Origin of the sequence: Janthinobacterium sp. NKUCC08_JDC (assembly GCF_019345575.1) — a bacterium.
GTDB classification, from domain to species: Bacteria; Pseudomonadota; Gammaproteobacteria; order Burkholderiales; family Burkholderiaceae_D; genus Janthinobacterium; species Janthinobacterium aestuarii.
Map to the genome: position 1 here is coordinate 275200 of NZ_JAHKQW010000001.1, position 16613 is coordinate 291812.

Consider the following 16613-nt stretch of genomic DNA (forward strand, 5'->3'; position numbering starts at 1 on the left):
GGTCCGTCGTTGGACCGTTGTGCGTTTATTCAGGGGATCGCCGTTGATCCGTACCTTCTGTTTAGCAAGCGCCGTGCCAGCTTGTCTGACGGGCAAGCGGCACCATTCGCACTGGCTTTGCGCCAGATCATGGCCAATCACGGTGCAAGCACGCCACTTGCTGGTGCATGCGGGGAACCAGCGATGGCATTTCTTGTCTAAACTGCATCTGAAGCAGTAGCGGGAGGCCACGATGGTCAAGACACTGCAACGACGACGCCTAAGGCCACCTTGGTCGCCATGGATGGCATGTGCGTGCGCGGGTTTGTTGCTGATGACATGGAGTAACACTGCCGCCGCGCAAGAGACTAAGGAACACAGCGAGCTCGATGCTACCGTTGTCGCGCCCTTTCACGCCGCGCGCGGTGAGCGTGTCACGCAGGCGCGTACATTTGTCGTGCGGCTCACCTATCCCGACGAAGGCCGCAGCCATGCCGTGCGCTGGACCTTGACACTATCGGGTCCCGGCCCGCAAGGCGCCGTGCTACGGCGCTGGTCGGGCACGGAACAGGTGGGGGCCAACGGCAAGAGCGTGAACCTGCCCTGGGATGGCCGCGCCGACGCCGATGCGCGCGAACGGAGAGTGCTGGCGCCGAACGGCTTGTACGAACTGCGCCTGCTGGCCGTGGCCGATGCCGGCACGCCGCATGAAGCGCAGGTGGAACAGCAGTGGCCCATCCAGGTGCAGCGCGGCGCAAGCACGGCGCCCATGGTGCGCGCCTTCCAGGCTGGCCTGCAGCAACTGCCCGGCCTGGAAGGCCAGCCCGGCTACCGCATCGTCTACGCTAACCTGCACAGCCAGACGCGCCACAGCGACGGCGGCGCGGCGCTCGACGCCTGCCATGGCGCGCAAGACCCGCAAACGGCACCCTACGGCCCCATCGATGCCTACAAGTATGCGCAAGAACACGGGCTCGACGCCCTGCTGACATCCGAGCACAACCATATGTACGACGGTTCCGATGGCACGAATAGCGCTGCCGCCCCTGCCGAAGCGATCGCGCTGTACCAGACGGGGCTGGCCGAAGCGGCCGCTTACACTGCCGCCCATCCCGGTTTCCTGGCCCTGTACGGCATGGAATGGGGTGTCATCAACAAGGGCGGCCACCTGAATATCATCAATAGCGGGCAGTTGCTGGGCTGGGAAAAAAATGCCCGTGGGGAATTGCTGGCCGACGTGGAAACGCCGAAGGGCGATTACGCGGGCCTCTACAAGCTGATGCGCGAACGGGGCTGGATCGGCCAGTTCAACCATCCGGCCCAAACGGGCCAGTTTCTCGTCAACGGCCAGCCGCTCGGCTACACGCCGGACGGCGACGCGGCCATGGTGCTATGCGAAGTCATGAATACGTCCGCGTTTTCCACGAACGATCAGGAAACGGAGAGCAGGCGCAGCAATTACGAGGCGGCCTGCAACCGGGCCCTGGCGGCCGGCTACCACGTGGCCTTCAGCAGCAACCAGGACAATCACTGCGCCAACTGGGGCGCGTCGTATGGCAACCGCACGGCCGTCCTGGTGGCCGGCCCGGCCGCCGGCACGCCCATTTCACGCGACAGCTTCCTCGACGCGCTGCGCGCGCGCCGCGTCTACGCCACGATGGACAAGCATGCGCAACTGCTGTTCACGGCCAACGGCAAGCTGATGGGCGAGCGCTTCGACAACCACGGTCCCTTGCGCCTGGCCACCAGTTTCAGCAACAGCGCCGGGCGCCAAGTGGCCGCCATCGCCATCTTCCACGGCGTGCCGGGCGGCAACGGTTCCGTCATCCCCATATCGGACCAGGCCGAGCTCACCATCACGCCCGCGCCCGGCCCCCATTTCTATTACGCGCGGCTGACGCAGGACGACGGTAACATCGTCTGGTCGGCGCCCGTGTGGGTCAATCAGTTGCCGTGATGGCGGCAGCGCGGGCGGAATGCCGGGCCATCAATTCGGCCACCCAGTCGATAAAGACGCGCAGTTTCTTGCTGACATGGCGGTTCGGCGGATACGCGAGATGAAGCGGCATGGGATCGACCGTCCATGCTTCGAACAGCGGCAGCAGCTCGCCCCTGGCCACGTGCGGGCGCGCCATATAATCGGGCAGCCACAGCACGCCCAGCCCCGCCACGCCGGCTGCCAGGTAGGCGTTGCCATCGTCGATCGACAGCACATACTGGCCATGGATCTTGACGCTCTTGCCCTCGCGGTGCATCACATACGGAAAGCCGTTGCCGCCGCGTCCCCAGCGAAAGCGCACGATGCGGTGCGCGCTGTCCTGCAAGTCCAGCGGATGCAGGGGCGTGCCCACCCGTTGCAGATAGGCCGGCGCCGCATACACGCCCAGTGGCAAGTCGGCGAGCTTGCGCGCCATCAGCGACTGGTCGGTGATGTCACCGCCGCGTATCACGCAATCGACATTGTCGGCGATCACGTCGACCATGCGGTCGCTGGCGCCCATGTCGAGCACGATATCGGGATACAACGCATGAAACGTGGGCAGCGCCGGCACCAGCAGCAAGGCGGCGAGCGGACTGGGCACGTCCACCCGCAACTGGCCCCGCGGCAAGGCGGCGGCATGCGGCAAGCTCGTTTCGATTTCTTCCAGGGTATCGAGCACCTGCACGATGCGCTCGTAATAGGCCGCGCCATCGGCCGTCACATTGACCTTGCGCGTGGTGCGATTCAGCAGTTTCAGGCGCAGGCGCGCCTCGAGCTGCTGCACCAGTTGCGTCACCGTGGTGCGGCTCATGTGCAAGGTCGCGGCCGCGCGCGTAAAACTGCCCGTCTCGACCACCCGCACGAACGCCTTCATCGCATCAAACCTGTCCATCCACGCCTCCGCCATTCGATTGTTTGGATTATACAAATAGTCCAGTCCGATCTGGCCGCTTTATCCGCAGGTTGGCAGCAGATAAAGTGTTCTCCAGGCAGCAACTTCGCTGCATCAACAAGGAAAGCTGATGAAACGCGACGCCGTATTCCCTCCGGGCCGCCAAGCCCTGTATGAACAGAACCGCTATTCGCCCGCCGTCCGTGCCAACGGCCTGCTGTTCGTGTCGGGGCAGGTCGGCAGCCGCGAAGACGGCTCACCCGAACCCGGGCTCGACGCCCAGGTCCGGCGCGCCTTCGACAACCTGAACGCCATCTTGCACGCCGCCGGCTGCACCTTCGACGATGTGCAGGACGTGACTATTTTTATCGTCGATCCACAATCGCACTTCCAGCGCATCTGGGATATCGTACAGACAGAGTATTGGGGCCAGGCACCGCACCCGACGGTCACGGCCGTTGGTGTGACGTGGCTATATGGTTTCCAGTTCGAGATCAAGGTGGTGGCCAAGCTGCCGGGCTAGAACACGGCGTCCGCCAGCGTGCAGGGAAATGGCAGCAGGCTTTCCCTCGCACGATTGCCCGCCGCAAGGTGCGCTGGCACTGATCTATGGCAACATTGCGCAACCGACGCATGCCAGGAAACGCAATGAAACCAAAAGCGCTGATCATCGCCAATATTGAAGCGTACTTGCTGGAGCCGCTGAGCGCAGCGGGCTTCAAGTTCTCGCCTAGCCAGCTGACCTTCAAGCGCACGCAGAACGAATTCGTCCAGGCCATCCATTTCCAGGCCAACCGCCATAACGAAGAGGATGTCTGCGCAGCATTCTGGAGCCACTATCAAGTCTCGTCCAGATCCTATGCAACATGGCACACGGCGCGCTACGACCATGAACCTGTCAACAATATCGTTGGCGGCGTGGCGGACTGGAGTATCAGAAACTGGCAATTCCCTATCCTCGATGGCAAGCAGGACAAAGAACACCAGCTCGTCGATCCGTCCCATCGGGCAACGGTCATGGCCTGCCTGCGGGACAATCTGCTGGAGTTGGCCGTCCCCTGGCTTGAGCGCCTTTCCAATTGGGAAAATGCGGCCCTGGCTCTCGTCGAAGCGCAAGAATCGCATGCGAAGGCCTGCGATTTTTATCTGATGGCGGGCAAGCAGGAAAAAGCCTTGTGGGCCTTGAACGAAGGCATTGCCTATTGGCAGAAAAATCCCGCAGCCTCTTTTCCGGAAGAAAAAGAAGAGATCGCTTTGCGGATGGAGAAATACGCCTATGCTTGACATCACGTGCCCCTACGATGGCGACTGCGGGCGCCACTTCGACAGCAGCGCAATGGATGCCTCGGATGGCGCGTTCTTGAAAACGGCCATCGGCAAAAGCATGACCTTCATGTTCCTGCACTGCCCCGCATGTGCAAGGATGTTCCAGTTCAATCCAGTCGCCTGGACAGCGCAGGCGTGCGAAGCCGTCGCGCCCAAGGCCGCCCGGCCAGCGAAGAAAAGCGGCAAACAGCTGGAAAAACTGCTGGCCAGGGAAAAAGTGGCCCTGCCCCAGGCCTATCTCGCTCACCTCCGCAGCGCAAAGCCACGTCCCGACGTGGCGATTTTCACCGATGAAGACCCCTTCACGCTGTACAGCCTGGACGCGCTGTGCAAAGAGGTCGAGGTGGATGGAACAAGCTATCTGGCAGTCAGGCAACTGGCTGGCTTTGCACAGGCGCTGGCACAAGCGGCGGGAACGGGGTCGAAGCAGGCTGCACCGTTCAGTCCTGCCGAGCTGGCCGGGTGCCTGGCCATCGGCGAGGAAAACACGCGCATCCTGTTCATCGACAGCCGCGACAACGATGCCTTATGGATTTATCACTGCGACGGCGGCGATGTCGAACAGACGCGGCTCTCCGTAACCTCGCTGATGGGCCCTGGCGTATCCTGAAGGGGGCAGTACGCCGCAGATTCTGCGGCCTGCTTCCATTCCAGCAAACAATATTGGAAAAGTAATTATTTTTTAAGTAGCCGTCCATAGACACTGGTTCCTCACAGCAATCCATGGCACCATGGCTGCGCCGTTTTTCCTACAACGCGGCCTCCATCGGACCAACCAGGAACCCTACATGTCGTCATATCGTACCTTCGCCGGCAGCATGCTGCTCGGCCTGGCCGCAGCGGGCATCGCCCATGCGCAAGCCCCCGCCCCTGCCGCCGCCAACACCGATCCCCATTTGTGGCTGGAAGAAGTCCTCGGCGACAAGCCGCTGGCCTGGGTCAAGCAGCACAATGCCGTCAGCACCAGGGAATTGGAAGCCCAGCCCGGCTTCCCCGCCCTGCAGGCGCGCCTGAAAACCATCCTCAACTCGAAGGAACGCATTCCCTACGTCAGCAAGGAAGGCGAGTTTTACTATAATTTCTGGCGCGACGCCCAGCACGTGCGCGGCATCTGGCGCCGCACCACCCTGGCGCAATACCAGCTGGCCGAACCTGTCTGGGAAACCGTGATCGACCTCGACCAATTGGCCGCCGGCGAGAGTGAAAACTGGGTCTGGGGCGGCGCTTCCTGCCTGTATCCGAAGGGAGAACGCTGCCTCATTTCCCTGTCGCGCGGCGGCGGCGACGCCAAGGTGGTGCGCGAATACGACGTGGCCAAGCGCGCCTTCGTCGATGGAGGCTTCACCTTGCCCGAAGCGAAGGGCAGCACCAGCTGGATCGACCAGGATACCCTGTTCGTGTCCACCGATTTCGGCCCCGGCTCGATGACCAGCTCGGGCTACCCGCGCATCATCAAGCAGTGGCAGCGCGGCACGCCGCTGGCGCAGGCGCAAACGCTGTATGAAGCCAAGCCCGACGACCTGAGCGCGGCAGCCTACAAGGACTTCACGCCCGGCCACGAACACCAGTTCATCGAACGGCAGATCGATTTCTACAGCGGCGAGATGTTCCTGCGCGACGGCGCCGAGTTGAAGAAAGTGCCGAAGCCGGACGATGCTACGGCCTTCACCGTGCGCGACCAGCTGGTCATCACCTTGCGCTCGGACTGGAAAGTGAACGGCAAGACCTATCTGCAAGGCTCCTTGCTGGCCACCGACTTCAAGGCCTTCATGCAGGGCAAGCAGGAGCTGGAAGTGCTGTATGCGCCCACAGCCACGTCGTCGCTGGACAATGTGACGGCGACCAAGTCCGCCATCCTCGTCACCACCCTGGACAAGGTCAAGAACCGCCTGACGGAACTGCGCCACGTGAACGGCAAGTGGCAGCGCCGCGCCGTCGATGCGCCCAAGCTGGGCACCCTGGCCGTCAGCGCGCTCGACTCCGTCGACTCGGACCAGTACTTCCTGACGGTGACCGACTTCCTCAACCCGACCACCCTGTATCTGGCCACGGCGCAAAGCGACAAGCGCACGAAGATCAAGTCGCTGCCCGCCTACTACGACGCCACGCCGTACAAGGTCGAGCAGTTCGAATCGACGTCGAAGGATGGCACCAAGGTGCCGTATTTCGCCATCATGGGCAAGAAGACGAAGTTCGACGGCAGCAACCCCACCGTGCTGTATGGCTACGGCGGCTTTGAAGTGTCGCTCAAACCGAGCTACAGTGGCACCACCGGCGTGGCGTGGCTGGAAAAGGGCGGCGTGTACGTGCTGGCAAATATCCGCGGCGGCGGCGAGTTCGGTCCCCGCTGGCACCAGGCGGCACTGAAGGAAAACCGCCAGCGCGCGTATGACGACTTCATCTCGGTGGCGCAGGACCTGATCAAGCGCAAAGTCACCAGCCCGCGCCACCTGGGCATCATGGGCGGCAGCAATGGCGGCCTGCTGATGGGCGCCGTACTGGTGCAGCGTCCCGATTTGTTCAACGCCGTCGTCAGCCAGGTGCCGCTGCTCGACATGCGCCGCTATAACAAGATGCTGGCGGGCGCCTCGTGGATGGGAGAGTACGGCGACCCGGATGTGCCGGAACAATGGGCGTACATCAGCAAGTACTCGCCGTACCAGAACGTCTTCAAGGACAAGAAATATCCGCGCGTGCTATTTACCACCTCGACGCGCGACGACCGGGTCCACCCTGGCCATGCGCGCAAGATGGTGGCGAAGATGGAAGAGCAAGGCCACGACGTGCTGTACTGGGAAAACACGGAAGGCGGCCATGCGGGCGCCGCCAATAACGACCAGCAGGCGCTGATGTGGGCGCTGACCTACACCTTCCTGCTGGAGCAGCTGAAGTAATGTGGTGGTGTCGGATTACGCGCTCACGCGCCTCGGCGGCCCCGCTAATCCGACCTACCCGGAATACAGGCCGAAGTCGTAGCTGTAGGTCGGGTTAGCCCAGCGGGCGTAACCCGACAAACATTGTTGACGTGGGCCGGTAGCAAAATATCCTTACTTCGCCTGCGCGCTGGGCCGTTCCGCGATGCGGTCGCGGTAGGCCTGCAGGTTGGCCAAGCCTTCCGCGCCGGGCCGATACTTCATCAGGCCGCGCACGAATTCCAGCGCACAGAAAGCCGTGATATCGGCAATCGTAAACCGGTCGCCGGCGATGTACGGCTGCTGAGCCAGCACCTGGTCCAGCCATTGCGCCGTCTCGCGCAGCTTGCCCGCCTGCGCCGTGGCGAAATCGGGAAACTGCGGGTTTTCCAGCGCCACCAGGGCCGGATGGCCGTGGCGCACCCAGTTGGCGGCGGCGCTGAACAAATGCAGTTCCACGCGGCGGTCGGCCATTTCAATGAACGCGCGCTCCTCGTAACCTTCGCCCATCAGGTTCGGCTGCGGCTGCAAGCCTTCCAGGTAAGTGCAGATGGCGCGCGTCTCGGTCAGCACGCGCCCATCGTCCAGCTCCAGCACGGGCACGCGGCCCAGCGGGTTTTTCGCCAGGAAGGCGGGATCGCGATGATGGCCCGCCATCAGGTCGAGCGCCACTTCCTCGATGCCGGTGATGCCCTTCTCGGCGATGAACATGGTGACGCGGCGCGGATTAGGCGTGCGGGGGCTGATAGTCAGTTTCATGTGCTTGGGTCTCGTCTTGTTATGTTGGTGGGCGCGGCTGCGGGACTGGCCTGCGGCAGTACAGTCATGCGCCCATCATACCAGCGCACCGCCATGGTGCGGCGCGCCTGGCGCGTTGACTTTGCCCCCGTTTCGCCTTAGATTGCTGTACGGGAACGCTGGCCGCCAGTTCCAGCGATGTCCCCCACACGTCATCAACGCCCGCAGCCTACCCGGCTGGCGGGCGTTTTATCCATGAAACTAGGGCATACCATGCATCGCACACCGACTCCGCGCTTCCGGCGCAGCCAACTGGCCGCCGCCGTCCTGGCACTGGCTTCCATCACCGCCGCCCATGCGGGTCACGCCACCACGGCACCGAAATACGCCTCGGCCAGCCACGCCACCACGACCACCACGCAGTTGCCGCGCGGCGTCACGCCTTTGCACTATGCGCTGTCGATCACGCCGGACGCCGCCGCCTCCACCTTCAAGGGCGCAGCCGCCATCAAGGTCGCCGTCGACGCGCCGACCGCCAGCATCACCTTCAACGCCTTGAACCTGGAGTTTGCCGCTGCCGCCATCGAAGGCGCGGGCGGCGGCAAGCAGGTGACGCGCAAGATCGATTTCGATGCGGACAAGCAGACGGCCACCGTGCATTTCGCCCAGCCGCTGGCCAAGGGCGAGTACCTGTTGCGCATCGATTACAGCGGCAAGATCGGCACGCAGGCCACGGGCCTGTTCTCGCTCGACTACGACACGCCGCAGGGCCGCCAGCGCGCGCTGTACACGCAGTTCGAAAATTCCGACGCGCGCAGCATGCTGCCGTCGTGGGATGAACCGGACTACAAGGCCACCTTCGCGCTGGACGTGATCGTCCCGAGCAGCCAGATGGCCGTCGGGAACATGCCGATCGCCAGCAGCGAGGACCTGGGCAATGGCACCAAGCACGTGCGCTTCGCCACCACGCCGCGCATGTCGACGTATTTGCTGTTCTTTGGCCTGGGCGACTTCGAGCGGGCCACGGCCATGAGCGACGGCACGGAGATAGGCGTCATCACGAAGAAGGGCGCGCTGGCGCAAAGCCGCTTCGCGCTCGACGAGTCGGTCGCCCTGCTGCGCGAATACAACGATTATTTCGGCGTGCGCTACCCGCTGCCCAAGCTCGACAACATCGCCGCACCGGGCCGCAGCCAGTTCTTCGGCGCCATGGAAAACTGGGGCGCCGTTTTCACCTTCGAATACGGCCTGCTGCTCGACCCGACCATCTCGACGCAGACAGACAAGGAAAACATCTACACCACGCTGTCGCATGAAATGGCACACCAGTGGTTCGGCGACCTGGTCACCATGCGCTGGTGGGACGACCTGTGGCTCAACGAAGGTTTTGCCTCGTGGATGGAAAGCCGCACCACGGAGCGTTTGCACCCGGAGTGGAACACGGCCCTGTCCAGCGTCGGCGGACGCGAGTCGGCCATGAGCCAGGATGCGCTGCGCACCACGCACCCCGTGGTGCAGCGCATCGCCACGGTGGAGCAGGCCAGCCAGGCGTTCGACGGCATCACCTATCAAAAAGGCGAAGCCGTGATCCGCATGCTCGAAGCGTATGTGGGCGCCGACACGTGGCGCACGGCCGTGCGCAACTACATGCGCAAGCATGCGTATGGCAATACGGTGTCCGACGACCTGTGGCGCGAAGTCGATGCGGCCGCGGGCAAGCCTGTCAGCGCCATCGCCCATGATTTCACCCTGCAGCCGGGCGTGCCGATGATCACGGTGGGCGACGCCGTATGCAGAAACGGCAATACGCGCGTGACCTTGACGCAGACGGAATTTTCCAAGGACCAGCCGAATAAGAAACCGCTGTCGTGGCAAGTGCCGGTCATCGCGTCGACGGTCGGCAACGGCAAGCTGGCCAAGGTGGTGCTCAAGGATGGCAAGGCCACCCTGAACGTGCCCGGCTGCGGCGCCCTGCTCGTGAACGCGGGCCAGAGCGGCTACTACCGTACCGTGTACGCGCCGGCCAACACGCGCGCGCTGGCGGGCAGCTTTGCGCGCCTGGCGCCGATCGACCAGCTGGGCTTGCTGGCGGACAGCCAGTCGCTGGGCCTGGCCGGTGCGCAAAACCTGGCCGACTTCCTGGAACTGGTGAAGGCGACGCCGCTGTCGGCCGATCCGCAGGTGCTGGGCAAGGTAGCCGCTTCCCTGGGCAGCCTGTACGAACAGTATGCGGGCGATGCCGTACGCCAGCAGGCTTTCGGCCGCTTCGCCGTGGCGCGCCTGGCGCCGATGATGGCGCAGACGGGCTGGGAAGCGCGCGCGGGTGAAGCATCGAGCGTGGCGACCTTGCGCGGACACCTGATCGCCATCCTCGGCGACATGGGCGAACCGGGTGTGATCGCGGAAGCGCGCCGCCGCTACGCGGCCAGCGAACAGGCCGGTGAGCAAAATGCGGCCGCCATGCCCGCGCCGCTGCGCCGTACCATCCTGGGCGTGGTGGCGCAGCATGCGGACGCCGCCACCTGGGAGCAGCTGCACGCCAAAGCGCGGCAGGAAAAGACGCCGCTGGTCAAGAATCAGCTGTACGACTTGCTGGCATCGAGCGACGATCCCGCACTGGCGCAGCGCGCGCTGACGCTGGCACTGACGGATGAACCGGGCGTGACGAACAGCCCTGCCATGATCTCGCGCGTGTCGCGCTCGCATCCGGAACTGGCCTTCGACTTCGCGCTGGCACACCTGGAGCAAGTCAATGCGCGCATCGACGCCAGCTCGCGCAGCCGCTATTTCCCGCGCCTGGCCGCCGGTTCGGCTCAGCCGGACATGATCGCCAAGCTGGAAGCGTACGCGCAAGCGAACCTGCCGGCCAGCGCGCGCGGCGACGCCGACAGCTCGGTGGCCGGCATCAAGTACCGTATCAAGGTACGCGCCGAGCGCCTGCCGGCCGTCGATGCGTGGCTGGCGAAACAGGCGGGTTAAGAGGTTTCCCGGCGCTGCGGCGCCGGAACTGATGAAAACGCAGGCAAAAAAAACCGGCTTCGCAAAGTGCGGTAGCCGGTTGAAACGCTGTTTCAGAGCGCAGGGATAAAACGGGAAAACACATGAAAAAGTGGAAATCGTGCCGGTCATTGAGGTGTCCGGCAACCTTGCGCTCGGGGTTTCCGTGCGCCATGTATCCACTATGCCAGCCCTTCGTTGAAACAGGCTTAGGACTTCATTAAATCCCCGCCCGTTTCCCGTATTTCCCCTGCCCCGCCCTGCAATCATTACTATAAAACAAGTTTTACATGTCTGGTGCCGATGGTTGAGCTCACCGGCTAAGCTGTTGAGTCATGCCTGCATCCTATCGCTCCCGGAGCGTAGTGATCTGCGCATCGCATGCTGTGTGCCAACAAAAGCATCATAACAGCGTCATATGACCGCCATATGACCTAGCTCTAACATTGCACGCGCGCCGCCGCGCGGATCGCGTACTATGCCCCCATCGCCCTTACCCCTTCTGCCCCATGTCCAGCCAGAACCTTCGCACCGTTTTCCTGCTTGCCTGCGCCTTGCTGGCGTCCTGCACGCCCCTGCCGCCCGCGCCTGCCCCGGCTTCCGCGCCGGCTACCCCTGCCGCCATGCCCGCGCCCGCGTGGCAGCGGCAGGGCGTGCAGCTGCTGCACATTGCGCCCGACGAATCCCTGCTGACCATCACCGTGCGGCGCGGCGGTGCGCTGGCGCGGCTCGGGCATGACCACGTGGTGGCCAGCCGCAGCCTGCAGGGCGTCGTTGCGCCCGCGCTGGGGCGCGCGCAATTCCGCTTCCGGCTCGACGAAATGAGCGTGGATGAAGAAAACCTGCGCCAGGCGGCCGGTTTGACGACGACGCCGTCGGCCGACGCCATCGCCGGCACGCGCCACAACATGCTGGTGCGCGTGCTCGAGGCGGAACGCTATCCGTGGGTCAGCATCGCCGTCCGGCGCACGGACGACAAGCAGGTGTTCGATGCCGACATCACCCTGCATGGCGTGACGCGCACGGTGCAGCTGCCGGTGCGGGTCGAGCAAGCGGCCGATGGACGCCGCCTGCAAGCCAGCGGCAGCCTGCTGCTGAAACAGAGCGACTTCGGCATCGTGCCGTTCGCCGTCCTGGGCGGCGCCATGGCCGTGCAGGATCAGATGGAACTGGCGTTCCGCATTACCGCCCGGCAAGACGTCAGCGGGCCAGGATCAATCGCAAGCCCAGGCCGATGAAGATGGTGCCGGCCACCCGGTCCAGCCACAGGCCGGCGCGCGGGCGGCGGTTCAGCCACAGGCCGACGGCGCCGGAAAAATAGCCGAGCAGGCCGAACAGCACGCACGCCTGCGCCGTGAAGACCAGGCCCAGTTGCGCCGTCTGCCAGTTGGCATTGCCTTGGCCAGCGACGATGAACTGCGGCAGGAACGACAGGAAAAACAGCACGACTTTCGGATTGATACTGTTGGCAAACAGTCCCTTGCCGAACAGGCGCAGCAAGGATTCGTCGGGCAAGGCCGCCGCGCCATCGACTCTGGCGCCGCCACGGCTGCGCAAGGCGCCGATGCCCAGCCACACGAGATACAGCCCGCCGGCCACTTTGAGCGCCGTAAATGCCATGGGCGAGGCGGCCAGCAGGGCCGACACGCCGATGGTCGCCAGCACCGTGTGCGTGAGGCAGCCAAGGGCGCAACCGAGGCCGAACGCCATGCCCTGGCGGCGTCCGCGCGACATGCCCACGCCCAGCACCATCAGGTTGTCGGGGCCGGGGCTGGCGGTGATCAACACGGCGGCGGCCAGGAAGGCCAGGAACTGGTCGGGACTGAGCATGAATATCTCGCGGGCAAAGGCGCCATGATACCGGAGCGGGCGCCAGGCGGACAGGACATGAAATTGCCCGTGTGTCACCGAGAGTCGATTAAAATGGGCACTCCAATGCAAACGGCATTGCCGCCATTTCCGCGCGACCATCACCAAGCCCATCGATGCCAGCCCACCCGCCCCCTCCCTGCCACCGCGCTTCCAGCTACCGCGTCTGCGCCTGGCTATGCGGCTGGCCGCTCCTGCTCAGCCTGCTGTTCAGCCTGCTGGGCATGGCGGGCGCGGCGCAGGCGACTCCCATTGCCCTGGGCAAGCAAGGCATCCACCATTTGGGCATAGGTGGGCAACTATTTCTCGCCGACAACGAAGCCGCACCGGCCGATGCCGCCGCCCTGCCCGCCTGGCTGGCGCGCCAGCGTCCGGCCGGCCAGGTCGACCTGTTCGGCGGCGCCTACTGGCTGCATGCGCAGGTGCGCAACGACAGCGCTGAAACCGCCTGGGTCATCGACCCGAACGACACCCTGATCGACCTGGTGGACGTGCACGTGTATGGCCCCGGGCAACACACGGCGCCGCAGACCTTGCTGACGGGCTACCAGCGGCCGCACGAGTATTTATTGCACTACGGCGGGAACGTGCAGCTGGCGCCGGGCGCCACCTACGATATCCTGATCCGCTTTTCCAGCCCGTATTACGCGCGCGCGCCCATGTTCGGCGTGAAGACGCAGCGCGATTACCGCAAGCTGGTGGGCAAGGAAAACTTCCTGATGGTGGCGTCCATCGGCGCCCTGCTGGCGCTGGGCCTGTTCAATTTCTTCATTTTTTCCATCACCCTGGAAAAAGCCTCGGCCTATTACACGCTGTACGTGCTGACGTACGGCCTGGCCTGGGCCATGACTTTCCACGTGTTTGCCGACCTGTTCGACTGGCATCAGTTGCAGCTCCATTACGTGCCGTTTTTCCTGCTGCCCGTCTTCAGCACGCTGTTCTACATGCATTTCCTGCGCCTGCGCGACTACTCGCCCCGGCTGCACAGCATCAGCAAGATCAACCTGGTGCTGCCCTTGCTGCTGCTGCCGAGCTGCTTCTTCGCCCTGTCGTATGCGCACACCCTGGCCACCATCGCCATCAGTATCTGGATGCTGCTGGCGCTCATCTGCGGCATCGTCGTCTGGCGCCGCGGCTACCAGCCGGCGCGCTTCTTCGTGCTGGCCTTCGTCGCCCTGATGCTGCCCGGCTTTCTGATCCTGCCGGCCAACCTGGGCCTGATGCCGGCCATGGTGGCCAACGCCCAGCTGGTGACCCTGCTCGGCGGCACGCTCGACGGCTTGCTGCTGGCCTTTGCCCTGGCCGACCAGATCCGATTGCTGCGCAATAACCTGGAACAGCGCGTGCAGGAACGCACCCTGGCGCTCACCCTCAGCAACGACGCCCTGCTGAAGGCCAAGGAGCACGCGGAAGTGGTCAGCCGCCACCGCATCGATTTTCTGTCGGCCATGAGCCACGACATCCGCACGCCGCTGGCCGGCGTGATCGGCATGCTGAAATTCGCGCTGCGCGACCAGTCCGTGCGCGGGCGCACGCAGGAATACCTGCGCATCGGCTTGCACAATGGCGTGTCGCTATTGACCATCCTCAACGATATCCTCGATTTCTCGAAGATCGACGCGGGCAAGCTGACCCTGGAAACCGTGGACTTCGACCTGCTAGCGCTGATCGGCGACGCGGCCGGCATCGTGCAGGGCCAGGCCGACGCCAAAAGCCTGCTGCTGCGCCGCGAACTGGCGCTGGACCTGCCGCGCTACGTGCGCGCCGACCCCACGCGGCTGCGGCAAATCCTCATCAACCTGCTGGGGAACGCGCTGAAATTCACGGCTAATGGCGAAGTGCTGCTGGAAGTGCGGCGCGCCCGTACGCCGCCGCGCCAGGACGGCCGCAACGCCATTGAATTCATCATCAGCGATACGGGTCCCGGCATCGACGCGGACACCTTGCCGCGTTTGTTCCAGAAATTCGAGCAGGCCGACCATTCCACCACGCGCCGCTACGGCGGCACGGGCCTGGGCCTGGCCATCTGCAAGGAACTGGTCGAACTGATGAAAGGCACGATCGGCGTGGAAAGCCGGGTCGGCATCGGTTCGCGCTTCCATTTCACCTTGCCGCTGGAAGACGGCAGCGCGCCGGCGGCCGACGCGCGCCAGCCGGCACGCCACGCGCGCCACGCCTGCCGCCTGCGCATCCTGTGCGCCGAAGACGTGCGCACCAACCAGATCATCATCGGCACCCTGCTCGAAAGCATGGGGCATGAGGTGACCATCGTGGAAAACGGCGAGCAGGCGCTGCGCGCGCTGGGATCCGGCGCCTACGATTGCGTGCTGATGGATGGCCGCATGCCGGAGATGGATGGCGAACAGGCCGCGCGCCTGATCCGCGCAGGCGGCAACGCGCAATTCCCCATTGCCGACGCGCAGATTCCCATCCTGGCGCTGACGGCCAACGCCAGCGAACATGACCGGCAGCGCTACCTGGCGTCCGGCATGGACGACTTCCTCAGCAAACCCGTCGACGAAGCGCTGCTGTTCGAAAAAATCGACGCCATCATCGACCTGCTGCTGGCGCGCGGCCACGCGCTGCCGCCTGCCGTACCCACCGAAGACGATACCCTGGCGCGCCAGTTCGGCCTGGACGGCGCCGAGGACCAGTCACCCGCGCCGGCCGATCCCATGACGGCACCAGTGCACATCCTGCCGCTGGCAGGCCTGTCGCAGCAGCACCTGCAGCGCATCGCGCAAGCGTTTCTGACGGAAGCGCCGCGGCGCCTGGACCTCGCTTGCCACGCCGTGCGCGATGGCAACGCCAGCGCGGCCGCTGCCGCCTTCCACGCCCTGAAAGGCAGCGCCGGCTACCTGAGCCGGCCCACCCTGCACGGCCTGTGCCACCAGATGGAAACCCTGGCCTCGAACGGCCAGCTCGATAACGTGGAACAGTTCCTGCCGCAGCTGCAAGAGGCGCTCAATGCGGCGCGGCGGGACCTGGAAAATCAGCCGGGCGCTTGAGGCATCCAGCCGCGCGACTGCAACCACGCCAGCAACAGCTGCGGCCACGCGGCCGGCTCGCTGCCCGGCTTGCCCAATCCCCAGCCATGCGCTCCGCTCTGGAACTGATGCAGTTCGACGGACACGCCCGCGCGGCGCAGGGCGGCGGCCATCAATATACTGTTTTCGGGCGGCGACACGCGGTCGTCGAGCGCCTGCGCGATGAAGGTGGGCGGCGTGCGCGCATCGACGTGCAATTCCACCGATAGCGCGTCGCGCGCCGCCCGCGTGGGATGGGCGCCCAGCAGCTGTTTCTTCGCATGCGTCGTGTCGAATGGCCGCTGCATGGTCAGCACCGGGTACAGCAGCACGGCAAAGTCGGGCCGCGCGGAGACGCCATCCATCGCATCGACAGGCGCATAGCGGGCGGCATCGGGCTGCACGGCCGTCATGCCGGCCAGGTGCGCGCCGGCGGAAAACCCCAGCATGCCGATGCGCGCCGGGTCGATATGCCACTCGGCCGCGTGCGCACGGATCACGCGCATGGCGCGCTGGCCATCCTGGAATGGCGCGGTCACGCCACCGCCTTCCTGCGGCAGGCGGTACACGAGTTCAAACGCCGTGACACCCTGCGTTTGCAGCCAGTTGGCGGCGGGGCCGCTCTCCTTGCCCGCCTCGATATGCGCATAGCCGCCGCCGCTGACCAGCAGGATGGCGATACCGTTCGGCTGCGCCGGGCGGTGCGCGATCAGATACGGTTGCTCGACCTGCGTGATGGAGCCCTTGGCGCTGTCGCGCTGCGGATCCGGTGCCGCACCACCGGGCGGCTCGCCCGGCCACAGCACAATCGCGCCGGGCGGCGCCGCGCCCGCGTGCAGGCTAATGCAGATTAAACACAGGAACAGCAGGCGTTGCATGAGCACTTTCGCGCA

General features: G+C 64.6%; 12 protein-coding genes. 8 read left to right on the forward strand and 4 right to left on the reverse strand.

What is annotated here, in order from left to right; all coding sequences use genetic code 11:
• Positions 1-313 precede the first annotated feature (313 nt).
• Positions 314-1936, forward strand: a complete 1623-nt coding sequence (locus tag KO538_RS01320; protein WP_257620119.1) for a CehA/McbA family metallohydrolase — start codon at positions 314-316, stop codon at positions 1934-1936.
• Here KO538_RS01320 and KO538_RS01325 read toward each other — a convergent pair.
• The gene (locus KO538_RS01325; protein WP_219327285.1) at positions 1920-2852 is read right to left on the reverse strand and encodes a LysR family transcriptional regulator; all 933 of its coding nucleotides are present in this window, start codon (positions 2850-2852) and stop codon (positions 1920-1922) included. The genes KO538_RS01320 and KO538_RS01325 overlap by 17 nt on opposite strands.
• Before the next feature lie 127 nt (positions 2853-2979).
• Here KO538_RS01325 and KO538_RS01330 point away from each other — a divergent pair, with 127 nt between their 5' ends.
• The 4 genes from KO538_RS01330 (at position 2980) to KO538_RS01345 (ending at position 7072) form a co-directional block, all read left to right on the forward strand.
• Positions 2980-3375: a RidA family protein gene (locus KO538_RS01330; protein ID WP_219327711.1), complete on the forward strand. Its 396-nt coding sequence runs from the start codon at positions 2980-2982 to the stop codon at positions 3373-3375.
• Positions 3376-3500: 125 nt separating this feature from the next.
• A complete protein-coding gene (locus KO538_RS01335; protein ID WP_034754942.1) occupies positions 3501-4136 on the forward strand; it encodes a DUF4304 domain-containing protein in 636 nt (211 codons plus the stop codon).
• Complete coding sequence (locus KO538_RS01340) at positions 4129-4788, forward strand: hypothetical protein (protein ID WP_219327286.1); 660 nt, start codon at positions 4129-4131, stop codon at positions 4786-4788. Before KO538_RS01335 ends, KO538_RS01340 begins: the two co-directional genes overlap by 8 nt.
• 178 nt (positions 4789-4966) lie before the next feature.
• A complete protein-coding gene (locus KO538_RS01345; RefSeq protein ID WP_257620120.1) occupies positions 4967-7072 on the forward strand; it encodes a prolyl oligopeptidase family protein in 2106 nt (701 codons plus the stop codon).
• Between the two features lie 153 nt (positions 7073-7225).
• Here KO538_RS01345 and KO538_RS01350 read toward each other — a convergent pair whose 3' ends face one another.
• A complete protein-coding gene (locus KO538_RS01350) occupies positions 7226-7849 on the reverse strand; it encodes a glutathione S-transferase family protein (RefSeq protein ID WP_219327288.1) in 624 nt (207 codons plus the stop codon).
• A gap of 252 nt (positions 7850-8101) precedes the next feature.
• Between KO538_RS01350 and KO538_RS01355 the strand changes: the two genes are divergently transcribed.
• Both KO538_RS01355 and KO538_RS01360 read left to right on the forward strand, forming a co-directional pair.
• Positions 8102-10807, forward strand: a complete 2706-nt coding sequence (locus KO538_RS01355) for a M1 family metallopeptidase (protein WP_219327289.1) — start codon at positions 8102-8104, stop codon at positions 10805-10807.
• Positions 10808-11334: 527 nt separating this feature from the next.
• A complete protein-coding gene (locus KO538_RS01360; RefSeq protein ID WP_257620121.1) occupies positions 11335-12063 on the forward strand; it encodes a YceI family protein in 729 nt (242 codons plus the stop codon).
• Here the strand turns inward: KO538_RS01360 and KO538_RS01365 are convergent.
• Entirely contained in the window at positions 12026-12655 is a 630-nt protein-coding gene (locus KO538_RS01365) for a LysE family translocator (RefSeq protein WP_219327290.1), read from the reverse strand. The genes KO538_RS01360 and KO538_RS01365 overlap by 38 nt on opposite strands.
• Positions 12656-12810: 155 nt before the next feature.
• Between KO538_RS01365 and KO538_RS01370 the strand changes: the two genes are divergently transcribed.
• Complete coding sequence (locus KO538_RS01370) at positions 12811-15702, forward strand: hybrid sensor histidine kinase/response regulator (protein WP_257620122.1); 2892 nt, start codon at positions 12811-12813, stop codon at positions 15700-15702.
• On the opposite strand, the gene KO538_RS01375 is transcribed toward KO538_RS01370, so the two are convergent.
• Positions 15687-16598, reverse strand: coding sequence for an alpha/beta hydrolase (locus KO538_RS01375; protein WP_219327291.1), 912 nt, complete (start codon positions 16596-16598; stop codon positions 15687-15689). The two genes, KO538_RS01370 and KO538_RS01375, sit on opposite strands and share 16 nt — an antisense overlap.
• Between the last annotated feature and the right edge of the window lie 15 nt (positions 16599-16613).